The sequence below is a fragment of the Variovorax sp. CCNWLW225 genome (genome assembly GCF_037204045.1).
Lineage (GTDB): Bacteria > Pseudomonadota > Gammaproteobacteria > Burkholderiales > Burkholderiaceae_C > Variovorax.
The window spans coordinates 181,620-199,763 of the sequence record NZ_JBBCBV010000004.1 but is presented as its reverse complement, the minus strand read 5'-3'; the positions used below and the strand labels follow the sequence as shown (position 1 = coordinate 199,763).

The window sequence follows — 18,144 nt, the reverse complement described above, 5'->3', positions numbered from 1 at the left end:
TCTTTTTGCTGACGCCTGCAGCCCTTTCTTCAGATGACCACCGACCCCGCCACCGCCGCCCGCCTTGTCGACGAACTCGTCGCGCTCATGCAGCTCGAGCCGCTGGGCGGCGACAAATTCCTGGCCCAGAGCGAAGACATCGGCACACCCGCCGTGTTCGGCGGCCAGGTGCTTGGCCAGTCGCTGGCGGCTGCAAGCCTCACGGTCGGCGCCGACCGGCCCGTGCATTCGATGCATGCCTACTTCCTGCTGCCGGGCGAGCATGCGCCCATCGAATACAGCGTGGACCGCGTGCGCGACGGCCGCAGCTTCACCACGCGGCACGTGGTGGCGCGCCAGCAGGAGCGCATCATTTTCGAGATGTCGGCGTCCTTCCAAACAGTGGACGAAGGCGTTGAACACCAGTTCACCATGCCAACGGTGCAAGGCCCCGAAGGCCTGGTGAGTGAACTCGACCAGCGTATCGCGCTCGGCGACCGGTTGCCCGAGCGTTGGCGCATCAAGGGCCTGGAGCCGCACGGCATTGAATACCGCCGCGTGGAGGCCGACGACCTGTTGACGCCGGAAGTTCGCCCATCGGAAAGCGCGATCTGGATGCGCGCCATTGCGCCGCTGCCCGACAACCCGGTGGTGCACCGCGCGCTGCTCGCCTATGCCTCCGACCACGGCCTGCTGCGCGCCGCCATGCTGCCGCACGGCCTGAGCTTCATGAGCGGCCAGGTGCGCCCCGCAAGTCTCGACCACGCCATGTGGTTCCACCGAGATTTCCGCATGGACGACTGGCTGCTGTACGTCCTCGACTCGCCGAGCGCGAGCGGGGCGCGCGGCCTGTGCCGCGGCAGCCTGTATTCGCGCGATGGGCGGCTTGTGGCTTCTACGGCGCAAGAGGGGATGCTGCGGGTCAAGCGCTGAGGCGCTGTTGTTCAGGGCGGCGCACCCGCCGACGGGGTACCTTTCTCCGCGAATGTCCCCCGGCCTGCGGCCTCCTCCTTTATTTCGCTGCGCAAGGCACCCCATCGACGTGTGCGTCTTAAGCGGCGGTCGTTGATCGGCGTTGCACGAGCAGCGTGCCCATGTGCACAGGCCATCGGGTGCTCCGCGCAGCGAAATAAAGGAGGAGGGGCGCAGCCCCGGGGGACATTCGCGGAGGGGAGTACCCGGTGGCCTTTGCACGTGCCCTGAACAAGAGCCCAGCCTGCGCGCCCCCGCTACATGGTTGCGTGTGGCTAGTCGCCAGTTGCGCTCTCTACAATTGCATGCATGTGTCCCAGGATGCCCCGCTTTCCCATTCGTCGCCGGCAGTCGGGCTGCTCGCGACCGACGCCTCCCTGACGGTTGCGCATTGACGCGCGGCGGCCACCGGCTCCCGCGACACCCATCGGGCTGACAGCCGGCCCGCCTTTCTGCTCGTGTCTTGTCCCTATCGCCCAGCGGAAGGAGACGGGGCCGTTCTACTTTTCTCATGTCTTCTTCACACAGCCGCTTGCGAGCCGAATGGTTCCCGAGCATTCCGCGCGAGTTGATGGCCGGCGCCGTCGCCACCTTCGCCCTCATTCCCGAAGTCATCGCCTTCTCTTTCGTGGCCGGTGTCGATCCGGCCGTCGGGCTGTTTGCTTCGTTCGTCATCAGCATCGTCATTGCCTTTGCCGGGGGTCGGCCGGCCATGGTTTCGGCCGCTGCAGGGTCAGTGGCGCTCGTGGCTGCGCCGCTGGTGCATGCGCACGGGCTGCCTTACTTGCTGGCAGCCGGCGTGCTGGCCGGGGCCATACAGATCGTGTTCGGCCTGTTGCGGCTCGGCGTGCTGATGCGCTTCGTTTCCACATCGGTGCGCACGGGCTTCGTCAACGCGCTGGCCATCCTGATCTTTGCGGCGCAAATGCCGCACTTCATCGGCGCCAACACGGCCACCTGGGCCATGGTGGGGCTGGGGCTTGTCATCATTTACCTGCTGCCGCGCATCACCACTGCCGTGCCTTCGCCGCTGGTGTGCATCGTGGTGATCACGCTGGTGGGCCATTGGCTGGGCTTGCCGCTCAAGACCGTGGCCGACCTGGGCCACTTGCCCGATGCACTGCCCGCCTTTGCGTGGCTGTCGGTGCCCATGTCGCTCGACACGCTGCGCATCATTGCCCTGCCAGCCTTCGCCATCGCGATGGTCGGCCTGCTCGAATCGATGATGACCGCCAGCGTCGTGGACGACCTTACAGACACGCCGAGCTCCAAGAATCGCGAATGCAGCGGCCTGGGCATCGCCAATGTGGCAGCCAGCTTCTTCGGCGGCATTGCGGGCTGCGGAATGATCGGCCAAACCGTGAGCAACGTGCGCTACGGCGGGCGCGGCCGGCTGTCGACGCTGTTCGCCGGGGTCTTCCTGCTGATTCTCATGGTGCTGCTCAAACCTTGGGTGTCGCAGGTGCCGGTAGCGGCGCTGGTGGCCATCATGGTGATGGTGTCGGCCTCGACCTTCGACTGGAGTTCGCTGCGCACGCTGGTGCGCCATCCGCGCATGTCCAGCGCCGTCATGCTCGCGACGGTGGCCGTCACGGTCGCCACCGACAACCTGGCCGCGGGCGTGGCGACCGGCGTAATGCTGAGCGGCGTGTTCTTCACCTTCAAGGTTGCGCGCCTGCTGCACGTGCATGCGGAGGCCGTTGATGAAGGCGGCATGCGCCTCTACCGGGTGAGCGGCCAGGTGTTCTTCGCATCGGCCGACATGCTGGTGGATGCCTTCGACGTGCGCGAGATCGACGGCGCGCCGGTGCACATCGATGTGTCGCAGGCGCACTTCTGGGACGTGACCGCGGTGGCTGCACTGAACAAGGTGGTCGAGCGCCTGCGCAAGCACGGCAGTGCGGTCGAGGTCGTGGGGCTCAACCAGGCCAGCCGCGATCTGATCCTGCGGCTCGACGCGGCGCCCGAATGAGCTGCCAACGCTAGGTCCGCGCATCACGTGATGGGTGTAATGCATGGGTCCTAGGCAATTTTCCCCATGAGCCGGATGGCGCCTTGGACCTAGACTTTCCATCCAGGTCCCGCCGGATGTCCGATGGGCCGGAAAGGCTTCCATGAAGATTTCAGACTCGGCGCTGAAGAACATGCACCGCACCATCGAGTCTTACGAAGCGTCCGCCCGCGAATACAACGCGATCGTGGCGGGCCACCGGCCGCCCGAGATCGAGGATGCGCTGCGCCGCATGATGCAGCTCGTGCCCGCCGGCGGCACCGTGCTCGAGATCGGTTCCGGATCGGGGCAAGACGCCGACTTCGTCGAGGCGCTGGGCGGTGTCGTCAGGCGCACCGATGCGGTCCAGGCGTTTCTCGACCTGCAGGCGGAGCGCGGCAAGAAGGGCGAGCTGCTCAATGTCGTCACGGATGCGCTGGGCGGGCCGTATAGCGCAGTCCTCGCGATGTGCGTTCTGATCCATGTCGATCGCGCGCAGATCGCGCCGGTCCTGCGCAAGGTGTTCAACGCACTCGAGCCCGGCGGCGTCTTCCTGGTGGCCATGCGCATCGGCGAAGGCGAGACGAACGACGACTATCACACCGTGTACTGGGCGAAAGACCGGTTCGCCGAAGCGCTTGCAGCGGCGGGCCTGCACACGCAGTGGAGCAGCCAGTGGATCGGCCGCGACAACGTGACGTGGGCCAACTTCCTGGCGTGCCGTCCGCTGTAGCGAACCGAAATCTACACGCCCAGGTAGCGCGTCCAGAGCGAACGGTCGGCGTCGAGTGCGGCCGAATCGCCCTGCCACACCACGCGCCCGCGTTCCAGGATCACATGGCGGTCGGCCAACGGCAGCAGGCGCTGCACGTACTTGTCGACCACCAGGATCGCCTCGCCTTCGGCCTTGAGCGTGGCGATGCAATGCCAGATCTCCTCGCGGATCACCGGTGCCAGGCCCTCGGTGGCCTCGTCGAGGATCAAGAGGCGCGGATGCGTGGAAAGCGCGCGCGCAATCGCCAGCATCTGCTGCTCGCCGCCGGAAAGCTGGTTGCCCGCGTTGGCCTTGCGCTCTGCGAGCCGCGGAAACAGGCTGTACAGCGCCTCGACGGTCCAGCGCGGCGCACTGCCCGGGCGCGGTCGTGCGAAGGCGCGCAGGTGCTCGTCCACGCTGAGGTTCGGAAACACGTGCCGCCCCTCGGGCACGATGGCCACGCCGCGCCGTGCGATGGCGTCGGGCTTGTGGCCACCGATGGCATCGCCGCCGAAATGCACGCTGCCGCGCATCGGCGCGAGCGTGCCGGTCAGCACCTTCAGCAGCGTGCTCTTGCCCATGCCGTTGCGTCCGAGCAGCGCGAGCACTTCGCCCGCGCCGATCTTCAAGTCGATGCCGAACAGCACCTGGCTGGCGCCGTAGCCGGCCTCGACGGATTTCGCGTCGAGCAATGTGGTGGCGGCGTTCATGCGTGTCCCTCTGCTTCCGTACCGAGATACACCGCCTGCACGTCGGGATGCCCGCGCACTTCGTCGGCGGTGCCGCTCATCAGCACGCGCCCTTGCACCAGCACCGTGAGCCGGTCGGCCAGGCGGAACACCGCGTCCATGTCGTGCTCGATCAGCAGGATGGCCATCGACTCGCGCAGCGATTCGATCAGCTCGACCATGCGCGCCGATTCGTCAGGCCCCATGCCGGCCATCGGCTCGTCGAGCAGCAGCAGCTTGGGCTCGGCCGCAAGCGCGAGCGCCACGTCGAGCGCGCGCTGCGCGCCGTGCGGCAGGGTGCCCGCGATGCGGTGGCGTTCGCTGCCCAGGCCGACACGTTCGGCCAGCGCCACGGCACGTTCCACCAGGGCGCGCTCGTTCGCTCGCGGCGCCATGAAGCGCAGGCTGCTGCCCGCATGGGCCTGCGCCGCGAGCATGAGGTTGTCGTGCACGGTTTCCTTGGCAAACACGCGCGTTACCTGAAAGCAGCGCGACATGCCGGCCGCCACGCGCTGGTGGTCCTTGAAGCCGGTGATGTCCTTCTCGTCGAGCAGGATGCGCCCGGCATCGGCCTTGAGCAGCCCGGTGATCAGGTTGACCAGCGTGGTCTTGCCCGCACCGTTCGGCCCGATGAGCGCATGCACTTCGCCGCGCTCCACGGTCAGGTTCACATGGTCGGTTGCGAGCAAGCCGCCAAAGCGCTTGACCAACCCTTCGATTCTGAAAAGGCTCATGCTTTACTCCCTCGCCCCTCTGGGGAGAGGGCCGGGGTGAGCGGCAAGCGGCGCTTGTACAAAGCTGCGAGTCCTTTGGGCGCCCACAACGCAACGGCAATCAAAAGCAATCCGAGCGGCATGTGCCAGTGCTCGGTGTGCTGCTTCAAGAACTCCTCGAGCAGCAGCCACACGATGGCGCCCACCGGCCCGCCCCAGCTGCGCCCCAGCCCACCGATCACCACCATGACGAGCAGCGTGGCCGATTGCGTCCAGTGCATCGTCGCCGGGCTCACGAACCCGTTGCCGCCTGCAAGCAGCGCGCCCGCCAGCCCCGCAATGGCGCCGGCAATCGTGAAGGCCACGAGTTGCAGACGGAACACCGGGTAGCCCAGCGCCCGCATGCGCGTCTCGTTGTCGCGAATGCCCATGAGCGCATGGCCGAAGCGCGACTGCGTTGCGCGCTGCAGCCACCAGAGCGCCAGCGTCACAATCACCAGCACCACCCAATAGAAGTTCGACTCGTTGCCAAGGTCGAGCCCGGGCAGCAGCGTCGGACGGCTCATCAGCGTGTAGCCGTCGTCGCCGCCATAGCGCCGCAGCGACACCACCACGAAGTAGAGCATCTGCGCAAAGGCCAGCGTGGTCATGATGAAGTACACGCCGCGCGTGCGCAGCGCCACCGTGCCGATCAGCGCCGCAACCAAGCCGGCGACCAGCGCGGCCAGTGGCCACATCACCCATGCCGACATCACGCCCGTATCGCTGAGCGCCACCACCGTGTACGCGCCCATGCCGATGAAGCCCGCATGCCCGAGCGCCACCATGCCGCCGAAGCCGAGGATGAAATTGAGGCTCGCGGCGGCCAGCGCCACCACGAGCACGCGCCGCACGAAGCCGATGTAGAAGTCGAGCCCGAGCAGCGGCGCCACCAGCGGAAACGCCGCGAGCAGAACAACGAGCAGCCCGAGCCCGATATAGCGCGAGGAAGACTTCATGTCACGACCGTGCGGAGAAAAGGCCGGAGGGCCGGAAGATGAGGACGACCACCATCAGCGCATACATCGCCACTTCGGCGAACAGCGGCCCCAGGTCGGCGGCCGTGGCCGGTGGCAGCGTGGCACGCAACAGCATCGGCACGAAGGCGCGGCCGATGGTGTCGACCACGCCCACCAGCAGCGCGGCCACGAAGGCGCCGCGCACCGAGCCGATGCCGCCGATCACCAGCACCACCAGCGCCGGAATCAGGATGGCTTCGCCCATGCCCACTTGCACCGCGACGATGGGCCCCATCAGCGCGCCGGCCAGTGCAGCCAGCGCCGCGCCGAGCAGGAACACGCCGTTGAAGATGCGGCCCACGCGCACGCCCATCAGCTCGGCCATCGGCCGGTCCGAAGCGCCCGCGCGAACCCGCATGCCGATGCGCGTGTGGTTGACCAGCAGGTAGAGCGCGAGCGCCACCAGCAGCCCGCCGGCCAGGATCACGAGCCGGTATGCCGGGTAGGGCAGGCCGTCCACCAGCTCGATAGGCCCGGAGAGGGCGGCCGGCGTCGAAGCCATCACCGGCGAAGGGCCCCAAGCCATCTTGACGATGTCGTCCGCCACCAGAATGACGCCGAAGGTCGCGAGCACCTGCGCCAGGTGGTCGCGCGTGTAGAGGCGCCGCATCAGCAGCACTTCGAGCAGCAGCGCCACCACCACCGTCACGGCGACCGCAATCACGATGGCCGCGGTGAACGAACCGGTGCGCGTGTGCGCCTCTGCCGCCACGTAGGCGCCCGACATGAAGAGCGAGCCGTGCGCCAGGTTCAGCACGTCCATGATGCCGAACACCAGCGTGAGTCCCGCCGCCAGCAGGAACAGCATCAGCCCATAGCCGAGGCCATTGAGCAGCTGCTCGAGAACGAGGATGCCGCTCACTTGAGGGGGCACTTGTCGGCGTACGAGTCGCCGTAGTTGGTCAGGACCGTGTTGATCAGCTTGTTCGTGACCTTGCCCTGTGCATCCTTGCCGATCACGCGCAGATAGAAGTTCTCGATCGGAAAGTGATTGTTCGCATACTTGAAGTTGCCGCGCGTCGAGGCGTAGTTGGCCTTCTTGAGAGCCGCCACCACGGCTTCGCGGTTTTGCGCGTTGCCGCCGGCCTGCTTCACGGCAGCGTCCATCGCAAGAATGGCGTCATACGCCTGCGCCGCGTACACCGACGGATAGCGGCCGTTGTACTCCTTGCGGAAGGCGGCCACGAAAGCCTTGTTGGCGGCGTTGTCCAGGTCGTGCGCCCAGTGCGATGTGTTGAACAGGCCGAGCATCGGCTCGCCCACGGCGCCGATCACGTCTTCGTCGGCCGAGAAGCCGCTGGTCACGAGCGTGATGTCCTTCGAGAGACCCGCGCCCACGAACTGCTTGATGAAGTTGATGCCCATTGCGCCGGGCAGGAAGAAGTAGATGGAGTCGGGCTTGGCCGCGCGCAGCTGCGCGAGTTCGGCGGCGTAGTCGATCTGGCCGAGCTTGGTGTAGAGCTCGTCGGCCACCTGGCCCTTGAACTGGCGCTTGAAGCCGCCGAGTGCATCTTTGCCGGCGGGATAGTTGGGAGCGATCAGCACGGTCTTCTTGAAGCCGCGGTCCTGTGCGAACTTGCCGGCGGCCTCATGGAACTGGTCGTTCTGGTATGCCGTGCCGAAGAAGTACGCATTGCACTGGGCACCCGCAAACTGGCTCGGGCCGGCGTTGGCCGAAAGGTACGGCACCTTGGCGTTGAACAGCGTCGGGCCGACGGCCAGAGCCACGTTCGAGCCGATGGGGCCGCTGAAAATATCGATCTTGTCGCGCTGGATCATGCGGTCGACCAACTGCTTGGCCTGGTCGGGGCTGCCGGCCATGTCGGCTTGCACAAACTCCACGTCTTGTCCGCCGAGCTTGCCGCCCAGCTGCTTGATGCCGAGCGCAAAGCCGTCGCGCGCCTCGGCGCCCAATGCCGCGAAGGGGCCCGAGATGTCGAGCGCCAGGCCCACCTTGACGGGCGCGGCCATGGCGGATGCCGCACCGCCAAGGGCTGCACCGCAGAGCAGCAGCGAAAGCAGGGTGCGCGGCAGCGCGGGCAACTTCGGGGACGGGTGGCTCATGGGTTCTCCGGGCAAAGGAAGGGTGAAACGATGCACCGGCACCGCGCCATGCGGTGCCAGGAACATCGAACCGTTGATAGCTAAATACTTTAACCATAAACAATTCGGTGTCAACGGTGCTAGCACGAATGGTGCCAGTGAATCGTGTCACTTCCTGGTGCGCGGATCGCCTCAGCCGAAGGGGCTGGCGGTGGCAAACCACAGGCCGATGCCGGTGGCGATGATGAACGCGCCGTCGGTCACGCCGGCCACCAGGAAGAACTTGGTCTGCAGCGCGTCGATCATTTCGGGCTGGCGCGCGGTGCTTTCGAGAAACTTCTGGCCGACGAGGGCAATGCCCAGGCAGGAGCCGAGCGCCGCGATGCCGATCAGCAGGGCCACTGCGAGCGGAAGGATGTTGAAGCCGGTCATGGTGTTTTCTCCTGGTTGGTTGATCGATGGAGGTACTTTCTCAAAGCGGGTGCGTGCGGTCCATGACGCCGGAGGTCATCGGCAGGACGAAAAAAAGCCGGCCGCGAAAGGCGGCCGGCTTTTCAGGGGAGCGTCAGGGCGTCAGGGCAGTTGGGTCCAGCTCTGGTTCGTGCCGCCGTTGCAGGTCCAGGTGATGAGCGCGGTGTCCTGCGCCGTGGAAGCGTTCGGCACGTCCAGGCACGAGCCCGAGGCGCGGTTGCGGATGCTTCCGCCCACCAAGCTCCACTGCGCCGTGTTGCCGGCCGAGCAGGCCACCTGCACCACCGGCGCGTTGGTGGTCGCCGTGCCGTTCTGCGCCAGGCACAGGCCGCTGTGCTCGGCCACGAGCTGCACGTAGCCCCCGGTGATGCTGTTCACCGTGAACTTCTCGTTGCCCGCGTTGCCGCAGGGCCATTGCACCGCCGTTGTGCCGCTGGTGGTGAGCGCGCCCTTGATGTTCACGCACATCGTGGGGTTCAGGTCCGAGCGCAGGCGCGTGACCACGGCCGGGGCCGTGTCCAGCGATCGCACGTACTCGCGCAGCGCGACCACATCATTTGCCGGCAAGCTCGACGCATTGCCGTGGCCGCCGCTCAACACGTCCTGCAAGGTGGCCGCCTGCCCGTTGTGGAAGAAGGCCGTGGTATTCCAGGTGCCCGAGAGCGTGGGCGTGTCGAAGCCCAGGCCCGCCAGCGGCTGGTTGATGCCCTTGCCGGAGGAGAGCTGGATCGTGCCCACGTCGTGCCTGAGGCCGTCGCGGAAGGTGCCTCCGGTGTGGCAGGTGGCGCACTGCGCCGTGTTGAACACCGTCTGGCCTCGCGCCGCCTCCACGCTCAGGCTGCCGTCCGCCGCACGCGCCGGGCTGCGCATGTACTTGTTCAGCGAACCCAGGTAGGCCGCAAGGTCGTCCAGTTGCGCGTTCTTGCCGGCCTTGGGCGCGCCCAACGGATCGGAGGTGGCCGCGAAGTCGGCATTGCTCAGGAAGCCCGTTCCGCCGAATTCGTTGCGGATGTCGTTCTCGAAGTCCTGCACCTCGTCGAAGTTGGCGGTCCAGTGCATCTTGCCGTGGCCGGCGCCGCGCTTGCCCATGAGGCTGATGGTGCGTCGCAGGCCCTCGCCGCGCTGCGTGAAGTCCCACACCATGCCGTCGTCGCCGGCGTCGGCGTGGCAACTCGCGCAGGAGATGTAGTTGTCCTTGCTCATGCGCCGGTCGGAGGCGTTGTAGAACACCTGCTTGCCGCGCAGGGCCGCGGCCGCCATGGGCTCCTGCGCCACCGTCGACACGTTCTGCAGGAAGGTTGCGGCATTGGTCTCCGAGCTCAGCACCGAGGCCACGTCGTGCACCGACACCGAGCGCGCCAGGAAGTTGTTGACGAACAGCCGCTTGCGTGCCGCGTCCAGGTACAGGCCGTGCGGCGCGCTGCTGGCGTTGATCTCGCCGCGCACCGCGCGGCTGTAGGGGTCGACGATCGCCACGCGGTTGCCTTCCATCTGCGCCACGAACAGGTAGTCGCCCGATGGAGAGAACAGCGCGGCGCGCGCGGGCGCGCGGTCGTCGAAGTCGATCTGCTCGTCGAACACTTCCGCGGCGGTCTGGAGGTTGACCTGCGACAGGATGGAGCGCACCGTCTGGTCGTGCAGCAGGTTGTTGCCGTCCCTGAACTTGCCGCGCACGATGTTGTCCTTCTTCGAAGGCAGCACCGCGCGCCGCCCGTCGGGCGAGATCACCACCTGGCTTAGATAGTTGGCCACGCCGCGCGCGCGGCTCTCGGTGTCCACGGTGGTGGTGTCCACCGGCAGCGCAATGGTGCTCATGGCGCTCATGCTCTGCAGGTTCACCTTGTGCAGCTGGCCGCCGGTCATCTGCGACTTGAAGCGAGTGACATACGCCACCTGTGCGTCTGAACTTACTGCTATTCCTCGCAGATTCCCCGCGAGCGCGACCGCGCCGGTGGTGGCGCCGTTGCTCGGGTCGAAGCTCATCAGCACCGACTTGCTTTCCAGCGTCAGCAGGCCCTTCGCGCCGTCGGGGGTGAAGGCCACGCCGTAGGGGCCGCTGCCGTAGGCCAGCGGCACGGTCGCCGAGAGGCTGCCGTCGGCCGCGCTGAGCGCCACCAGCTTGTCCTCACCCTGCACCGTGACCCAGATGCGCCCATCGGGGCCCACGGCCAGCGTTTTCGGCTCGTCGCCCACGCGCACTTCCCAGCGCTTGGCCAGGGTCTGCGCGTCGATGGCGGCGACCGTGCCGCTGTCGGGGTTGACCGAGTAGACCGAATTCGCGTCGCCCGCGATGTTGGTGGTGTGCGTGGGCGCCCGCGGCGTGGTAGGGACGATCACCGTGAGGTTGTAGGTGTAGAAGGTCTCGCGCCCGCTCGCGTCGCGGACCGTCAGCGTCACGGTGTAGTGGCCCGGCCGCGTGTACGTGTAGGTATAGCGCGGCTGGGTGGAATAGGCCGTCTGCGTGCCGTCGCCGAAGTTCCAGCGGAACTGCGCGCCGCTGCTGCCGAGCGTGGCGGGGTCGAACACCAGCTGGCCGTTGACGATCTTCGGCCCGCCGCCGATGCCCGGGTCGCCGATGACGGCCTGGCCGCGCAGCGTGGCCACTTCGCCGTCGGTGAGCACGCGGCTGTACACGCGCACTTCCGCCAGCGTGCCCTTGAACAGGTCGGTGTTGCCCTGGATCTGGCCCATGACCTGGAACTTGTTCGCCAGCCCCTTGGTGCCGGTGAGGCCGGTGGAACTGGTCTTCACGCCGTCCACGTACATGGTCTGCGCGCCCGAGGCCGCGTCGCGGGTCATCACCACGTGGTGCCAATTGCCGTCGTTCACGGCCGCCTGCGAACGTGTGCCCGGGTTGTTGGTGGCCTTGTTGGCCACCGAGAGATTCATGAAGCCGCTGCCGTCGATCCAGCCCCAGAACACGTCGTCCGCGCCGTTGGCCTGGTCGCGCCCGAAGATGCCGGGCGCGGTCCATGGGTTGGCACTGCCGGCCTGCGTGGTCTTCATGTAGAAGCTCAGCGAGGCGGTGCCGCCGAGCACCGTGGCCACGGTGTCGTTCTTCAGCGGCACGCCGGCGGTGCGCGCCGCAAAGTTCATGCCGATGCTCTCGAACGCGTCGCCCGAGGCCGGCGTGCCGTTGTTGCTGCCGATCTGGTCGGAGAGGTTGCCCGCCAGCGTCCAGTAGTGCTGCAGGTTGATGTCGGTCGCGTTGCCGGTGTTGAAAACCGACTTGAAGTCGGCGCCTATGGCGTTGCCCGCATAGTCCTTCACGCCGTTGGCGGGCAGGAACACTTCATAGCTGGTGCCCGGCTGCAGAGGCTGCTCGGGATGGAAGTTGATGATGCCCAGCTGCACGCTGTAGGTGCCCGCGAGCGTGTTGCCGCCCACCGCGCGCACGACGAAGGTGTTGGCATTGACGCTCTCGGGGCGGATGCTGTCGGTCATGCCGACGCCGATGCGCGAGGTGAGCGCCTGCTGCTTCGCGCCGTTGGCGGGTGACACCTGTTTCACTTCAGGCTTGGTGATGTCCGGGTCCACCGCATGCACGATGAAGCCGCTGCCCGAGCCGTGGTCGTTGCCCACGAAGACGAGGTTGCCGAACATCGCGACCTGGCCGTTGTCCGAATGCGAGAAGTTCGGGTCATCTTCGCGCAGGATGCTGCCGCGGCCCACCTCCACGTGGTTCAGCGGGTTGCTCACGTCGACCTTGTGGATGCGCGTTTGCGCGCCCTGGATCACGTAGTTGTCCTGCGTGGCGCAGTACAGCTGCTCGTCGATGACCAGCCGGTTGTCCTCGGCCACGAAGCGCGAGCGGTCGCCCAGGTCGTAGCTGTACATCTTGGCGCCGCCGCCGCGCGTCGAGACGTGCAGGCTTTTGCCGTCGAAGCAGGTGGCGTAGTAGAACGGCGTGGTGCCCACGATGGAATCGAGCACCTTGGGGTTGAGCGGGTCGGAGATGTCCAGGCTCGCGAACCCGCCGTTGCTTTCCATCGCGGTCAGCACCATGTGGTTGCCCATGGTGAAGATCGGGCCGATCCGGAAATTGCCGAGCTCGCCCGTGGGCACCGGGTTGGGCTTGCCCGCGCCGCGGTTCGCAACCACGGCGTTTGCGGGGTCGGTGGCGTCGACGATGAACATGCCGCGTCCCGCGGAGGCCACGTACAGGTAGGGCGCCTGCCACCAGAGCTGCCAGGCGACGTTCTCGTAGTCGCCGGAGTTGACGCCGGGCAGCGCCAGCTTCTTCACCTGCTTGATGTCGTTGATGTCGGTGAAGTCCCAGAACTCGACACCGTTGATGCTGGGCAGCACCACGTACGTCTTGCCGCCGATCTTCGCGGTGCCGAAGGAGTGCGTTTCGCGGAACTCCTTGGTGCGGGCCTCGGGTTCGTAGATCTTCTTGACCAGCTGGATCTGGCGCGGGTTCGACACGTCGTACAGCAAAAAGCCGCCCGGGCCCAGGCCGCTGTCCGGCGCGAACGAGGTGAGAAAGTAGCCGTTGATCATGATGCCGGCGTTCATGCCGTAGTCCTTGCGGCCCGGGTACGTGGCGGGCACCTCGCGCGACTCGTAGGCGCTGCTGTGCGCCGGATCGAGCGGGTGGTTGGGACTGGTGATCACCGACACCGGCTTGAACAGCTCGGCCGATGTGTAGGTGAGATTGCCGAGGCCCGGCCCCTGCAGCGGGAGCGGATCGGCCATGGCTTCGGCGACGGCCGTCGCCATGTTGTCGAGGGTGGTCATCGGGCTGACCCCGGTGATGGCCGCATGCGTCAGCAATGTGACGAGCGGAGCCAGGAACGCCATCAAGAAATACCGGATCTTCATCGTCGCCTCCAGATTGTTAGAAGTTCGCAGGGCAACCCGTTGCTCGACCCTCTCCAGTGCGCGCGCAGGACGCACCCCGGCGGGCGACGGGTGCATCGCCTGCCGTGCTGACTTCTTCTTGGTTTCTTGCGCCGGCGCTCGCTCTTTGTCTTACTTGGCGCCGCTCGATTCGTAGAGGGCCCACGCCTCCTTGGCGCTGGCGCCGCGGTGGATCATGGCCATCAGCGCACTCACCACCGCCGAGGGGTTGGCGTGCTGGTACACATTGCGCCCGTACACCATGCCGACGGCGCCCTGGTCGAGCAGTGCGCGCGAGCGCGCAAACACCTGCTGCAGGTCTTCGCGCCCACCGCCGCGCACGAGCACGGGGCAACGCGCCGCCTGCACCACGCGGTGGAAATCGGCGGGGTCGCTGGTCGGGTCGGCCTTGACGATGTCGGCGCCCATCTCGCGCGCAAGGCGCACCAGCGCGACGATCTTCTCGGCGTCGCCGTCGACCTGGTAGCGGCTGCCCGGCGTGGGCGACTGCATCACCAGCGGCTCGATCATCAGCGGCATGCTGTAGCGGTCGCAGTCGGCGCGCACGCGTGCGATGTTCTGCACGCACTGGCGAAACAGGTCGGGCTCGTTCGGCAGCATGAAGAGGTTGACCACCACGCAGGCCGCGTCGCGCTGCACAGCCGGCAGCACCGGGTCATGCTCGTTCTGCAGCTGGGCCCACATCACGCGGTGCAGCGTGGCGTTGTAGGGGTTGCCCATGTCGATGCGCATCACCAGCGCGGGCTTGTTGCGGCCCGGGCGGTCCTGCAGCAGGTCGGACTGCCCGTAGTTGAGCTGGATCGCGTCGGGCCCGGCGGCCAAGAGCTTGTCCATGACCTGGGGCATGTCCTCCAGGCCGTCGAGGAACGAGGGCTCGTTGCACACGCCGTGGTCCAGGGCTATGTCCAGGCAGCGGCCATTGGTCAGCAGCCGGTTGAGCCGCGCTGTCTTGTCTTTCGACATGGAAAGAACTCCTTGTTGGGATCGGAAAAAAGAAGGGGGAAGGTCAGGCGAGTGCGCCGAGGTGTCGCTTGGCCGCGACATCGATCTGCCGCAGCGCGTCGTCGCCCAGCTCGACCGCGCCGGCACCGGCGTTCTCGATGGCCTGCTGGCGCACGCGTGCGCCGCACAGCGCGACGGCCACGGTGCCTCGCGCGACGGTCCACGCGATCATCAATTGGCCGAACGAGCAGCCCAGTTGCGTGCGCAGCGGGTCGAGCTCTTCGAAGAAGGCCTTGAGCTTGGAGCGGTTGGCTTCGCTGAAGCGCGGGTTGGTGGCGCGTTGGTCGTCACCCTTGAACTCGCGCTCGGGGTCGATCGGGCCGGCGAGCAGGCCGAGCGCGAGCGACGAATAGCCGAGCACCGCTACGTTGTGCTCGCTGCACAAGGGCGCGAGCGTGGTCTCGATCTCGCGGTCGATCAGGCTGTAGCGCTCCTGCGCCGCATCGACCGGGCCGTGGCGAAGGTATTCGGAGAGCGTCTCGGGGCTCACGTTGCTCACGCCAATGGCGCGGATCTTTCCCTGCTTCTTCAGGTCGAGCAGCGCGTCCATGGTTTCGGCCACGGGCGTGGTGCTGTCTTGCCAATGCGTGATGTAGAGGTCGATGTAGTCGGTCTGTAGGCGCTTGAGGCTCTCTTCGCATTCATGGAAGATCGAATCGCGGCCAAGATAGCGGTACACCGGGTGGCCGTCTTCCTCGAAGAAATGCGTGCCCTTCTGCGTGTGCCACACCAGGCCGCACTTGGTGGCGATCACGGCCTCGTGGCGGCGCCCCTTGAGCGCGGCGCCCACGATGCTCTCCGAGCGCCCCAGGCCGTAGGCCGGCGCGGTGTCGATCAGGTTCACGCCTGCGTCCAGCGAGGCCTGGATGGCCACCACGGCCGCCGCGTTGTCCCCGCCGCCCCACATCCATCCGCCCATCGCCCAGGTGCCCAGGCCGATGGCCGAGCATTCGATGCCCGACGGGCCCAGCGTGGTCTGCTTCATCTCGCTCTTCATCTTGTCTTCTTCCTCGTGTTCAACAGGTGGTCGATGGTCACGGCCGCGAGCAGGATCAGGCCCTTGATCACGTCCTGCCAGTAAGGCGAAACATCCAGCAGGATCAGCGAGCTGGTCACCACCGACAGCAGCGCCAGGCCGAGCACCGCGCCCAGCACCGTGCCGGAGCCACCCTTGAGGCTGGCCCCGCCGATCACCGCGGCGGCGATCACGTTGAGCTCCATGCCCACGCCGAAGGTGGGCGTGGCCGCGCCGAAGCGCGCCGTGTAGATCACGCCCGCAAGCCCCGCCGAAGCGGCGCACAGCACCGTGACCCAGAACTTCACCCGGCCCACGCGAATGCCCGAATACAGCGCCGCCTTCTCGTTGCTGCCGGTGTAGAACACGCGCCGCAGCAGGGTCGAGCGGCGCAGCACGAAGTCGCTCACGACGACGATGGCAATGAAGATAAGGATGACGGCGGGAACGCCGAACAGCGTGCCCTGCCCGATGAACTTGAACTCGGGCGGCAGCGAGAACAGCGACTGCGGCGTGCCCTGCGTGAGCGCGAGGCACAGCCCGCGCACGATCACCATGAAGGCCAGCGATGCAATGAAGTGGTTGAGCCCGATGCGGGTGACGCAGCCGCCGATCATTGCGCCGATGAGCCCGCTCGCGCCAATGGCCACCAGGCTCGCGATCCACGGGTCCACGCCCATCAAAAAGAGCTTGCCAGTGACCACCATCGCAAAGCAGACCACCGAGCCCACCGATAGATCGATGCCCCCGACGATCAGCAGGATGGTCATGCCGACCACCACGATGCCTTCGATGGAAAACGACAGCAGCATCGCGCGCACGTTCTCCCAGGTAAGGAAGTAGGGCGACGCAAAGCTCATCGCCACGCAAAGCACCGCAATGATCAGCAGCAGGCCCATCTCGCGCATGCTGGTGAGCTTGTTGGTGGGCTTTGCGGGGCCGCCTCCTGACTGCCTGGGCGCGATGCCCGCATCGAGTTGTGCCGGATAGTTCATGCCATCTCCTGTTCGCAGAGTCCGGAGGCGAGCCGCAGCAGGGCTTCCTCCGTCATTTCGTTGGAATTCAATTCACCGGCCAGCCGCCCGTCTCGGATCACCAGCGCCCGGTCGCACAGGCCGATGATCTCGGGCAGCTCCGAAGAAATCACGATCACGCCCACCCCCTGGTTCGCGAGCTCACGCAGGATGTGGTGAATCTCGGACTTCGCGCCCACGTCCACGCCGCGCGTCGGCTCATCCATCAGCAGCACCGAGGGGTTGGTGGCCAGCAGCTTGGCAATGGCCACCTTCTGCTGGTTGCCGCCCGACAGGCTCGAGACCTCGATGGCCACGCCGTCCGACTTGAGGTTGAGCTTGGCGCCCAGCTCGCGTGCCAGGCGGTGTTCGGCCGAACGCTGCAAGAGGCCCCAGGCGGAGCTCACGCGCCGCAGTGCCATCGAAGAGATGTTCTGCGCAATCGGCAGGTCGAGGTACACGCCCGCGGCCTTGCGGTCTTCGCTGAGATAGGCGATGCCTTCGCGCAGCGCATCGCTGTACTTGCGGATCGAGAGCGTCTTGCCGTGCAGTTGCACCGTGCCGTGCGTGGCGGCGCGCAGGCCGCACACGGTCTCGGCCAGTTCGCTGCGGCCGGCGCCCATCAGCCCGGCAATGCCGAGGATCTCGCCGCGCTTCAGAGCAAAGGAGATGCCGTGCACGCGCTCGCCGTCGGCGATGTCGCTCACTTCGAGCACCGGGCCGGACGACTCGGTGCTCTCTTGCTTGGGCGGGTAGTAGTTGCCGAGCTCGCGGCCCACCATGCGGCGCACCAGCTCGTCGGCCGTCAGCCCGGCCAGCGGCCCGCAATGCACGTTGCGCCCGTCGCGCAGCACGGTGACGCGGTCGCAGTGCGTGAATATTTCAGCCATGCGGTGGCTGATGTAGATGATGCCGATGCCTTGGGCCTTCAGGTCGTGCAGCACGCGGAAGAGCGCGGCCGATTCGTTGTCGGTGAGCGCGGCCGTGGGTTCGTCGAGGATCAGCACCTTGCAGTCCAGCGTGAGCGCCTTGGCAATCTCCACCAGCTGCTGGCTTGAAATGCTGAGTTCGCTCACCGGCGCGGCAGGGTCGATGTCCTGCCCGAGCCGCGCCAGCACTTCGGCGGCGCGCGCGTTCAGGCTGGCGTAGTTCATCCACGCCTGCTTGCCCGCGTTGATCTCGGGCATGAAGATGTTCTCGGCCACGGTGGCGTCGCCGCACAGCGCGATCTCCTGGTGCACCAGGCCGATGCCCAGGCGCATGGCATGCGCAGGGCCGTCGATGGCCACCTTCTCGCCGTTGAGAACGATGTCGCCTTCGTCGGGCCGGTGGATGCCGTCGATGATGTTCATCAGCGTCGACTTTCCCGCGCCGTTTTCGCCGCACAGGGCGTGGATCTCGCCCGCATGCAGCGAGAAGTCCACGCCCGAGAGCGCGCGCGAAGCGCCGAAGCGCTTGCTGATGCCGCGAAGCTCGAGCAACGTGGTCACTCGGCAACCTCCGCGCCATGCGCTGCGGTGCGAGCTTGCTTGGGGCGGCCCGG

The 18,144-nt window shown here is 66.7% G+C and carries 14 protein-coding genes; 3 read left to right on the top strand and 11 right to left on the bottom strand.

Translation table 11 applies throughout. The features are described from left to right. Positions 1-33: 33 nt before the first annotated feature. From V9L20_RS10495 to V9L20_RS10485, 3 genes are all read left to right on the top strand, one after another. Positions 34-912 carry an acyl-CoA thioesterase gene (locus tag V9L20_RS10495; protein WP_258503576.1) on the top strand — a complete coding sequence of 293 codons (879 nt, stop codon included), beginning with the start codon at positions 34-36 and terminating at the stop codon, positions 910-912. A gap of 550 nt (positions 913-1,462) precedes the next feature. Beyond that, positions 1,463-2,923 carry a SulP family inorganic anion transporter gene (locus V9L20_RS10490; protein ID WP_337296537.1) on the top strand — a complete coding sequence of 487 codons (1,461 nt, stop codon included), beginning with the start codon at positions 1,463-1,465 and terminating at the stop codon, positions 2,921-2,923. 142 nt (positions 2,924-3,065) lie between these two features. After that, positions 3,066-3,674 carry a class I SAM-dependent methyltransferase gene (locus tag V9L20_RS10485; RefSeq protein WP_337296536.1) on the top strand — a complete coding sequence of 203 codons (609 nt, stop codon included), beginning with the start codon at positions 3,066-3,068 and terminating at the stop codon, positions 3,672-3,674. 11 nt (positions 3,675-3,685) lie between these two features. On the opposite strand, the gene V9L20_RS10480 is transcribed toward V9L20_RS10485, so the two are convergent. From V9L20_RS10480 to V9L20_RS10430, 11 genes are all read right to left on the bottom strand, one after another. Continuing rightward, positions 3,686-4,405 carry an ABC transporter ATP-binding protein gene (locus V9L20_RS10480; protein WP_337296535.1) on the bottom strand — a complete coding sequence of 240 codons (720 nt, stop codon included), beginning with the start codon at positions 4,403-4,405 and terminating at the stop codon, positions 3,686-3,688. After that, positions 4,402-5,157, bottom strand: a complete 756-nt coding sequence (locus V9L20_RS10475; protein WP_258503581.1) for an ABC transporter ATP-binding protein — start codon at positions 5,155-5,157, stop codon at positions 4,402-4,404. Before V9L20_RS10475 ends, V9L20_RS10480 begins: the two co-directional genes overlap by 4 nt. After that, the gene (locus V9L20_RS10470) at positions 5,154-6,134 is read right to left on the bottom strand and encodes a branched-chain amino acid ABC transporter permease (RefSeq protein WP_337296534.1); all 981 of its coding nucleotides are present in this window, start codon (positions 6,132-6,134) and stop codon (positions 5,154-5,156) included. The genes V9L20_RS10475 and V9L20_RS10470 overlap by 4 nt, the downstream gene beginning before the upstream one ends. A gap of 1 nt (position 6,135) precedes the next feature. Beyond that, positions 6,136-7,056 (bottom strand): branched-chain amino acid ABC transporter permease, encoded by a 921-nt coding sequence (locus tag V9L20_RS10465; RefSeq protein WP_337296533.1) that lies wholly within the window; start codon positions 7,054-7,056, stop codon positions 6,136-6,138. Continuing rightward, positions 7,053-8,258: an ABC transporter substrate-binding protein gene (locus V9L20_RS10460; protein ID WP_258503586.1), complete on the bottom strand. Its 1,206-nt coding sequence runs from the start codon at positions 8,256-8,258 to the stop codon at positions 7,053-7,055. The genes V9L20_RS10465 and V9L20_RS10460 overlap by 4 nt, the downstream gene beginning before the upstream one ends. Before the next feature lie 171 nt (positions 8,259-8,429). Beyond that, entirely contained in the window at positions 8,430-8,669 is a 240-nt protein-coding gene (gene atpE, locus V9L20_RS10455; protein ID WP_337296532.1) for a F0F1 ATP synthase subunit C, read from the bottom strand. 141 nt (positions 8,670-8,810) lie between these two features. After that, positions 8,811-13,532: a LamG-like jellyroll fold domain-containing protein gene (locus V9L20_RS10450; RefSeq protein ID WP_337296531.1), complete on the bottom strand. Its 4,722-nt coding sequence runs from the start codon at positions 13,530-13,532 to the stop codon at positions 8,811-8,813. Positions 13,533-13,682: 150 nt separating this feature from the next. Further along, on the bottom strand, positions 13,683-14,534 hold the full coding sequence (locus tag V9L20_RS10445) for a class I fructose-bisphosphate aldolase (RefSeq protein WP_337296530.1): 852 nt from the start codon (positions 14,532-14,534) through the stop codon (positions 13,683-13,685). Positions 14,535-14,577: 43 nt separating this feature from the next. After that, a complete protein-coding gene (locus V9L20_RS10440; RefSeq protein WP_337296529.1) occupies positions 14,578-15,570 on the bottom strand; it encodes an aldo/keto reductase in 993 nt (330 codons plus the stop codon). Next, positions 15,567-16,583 (bottom strand): ABC transporter permease, encoded by a 1,017-nt coding sequence (locus tag V9L20_RS10435; RefSeq protein WP_281146416.1) that lies wholly within the window; start codon positions 16,581-16,583, stop codon positions 15,567-15,569. Before V9L20_RS10435 ends, V9L20_RS10440 begins: the two co-directional genes overlap by 4 nt. Then, positions 16,580-18,091, bottom strand: coding sequence for a sugar ABC transporter ATP-binding protein (locus V9L20_RS10430; protein WP_337296528.1), 1,512 nt, complete (start codon positions 18,089-18,091; stop codon positions 16,580-16,582). The genes V9L20_RS10435 and V9L20_RS10430 overlap by 4 nt, the downstream gene beginning before the upstream one ends. Positions 18,092-18,144: the final 53 nt, after the last annotated feature.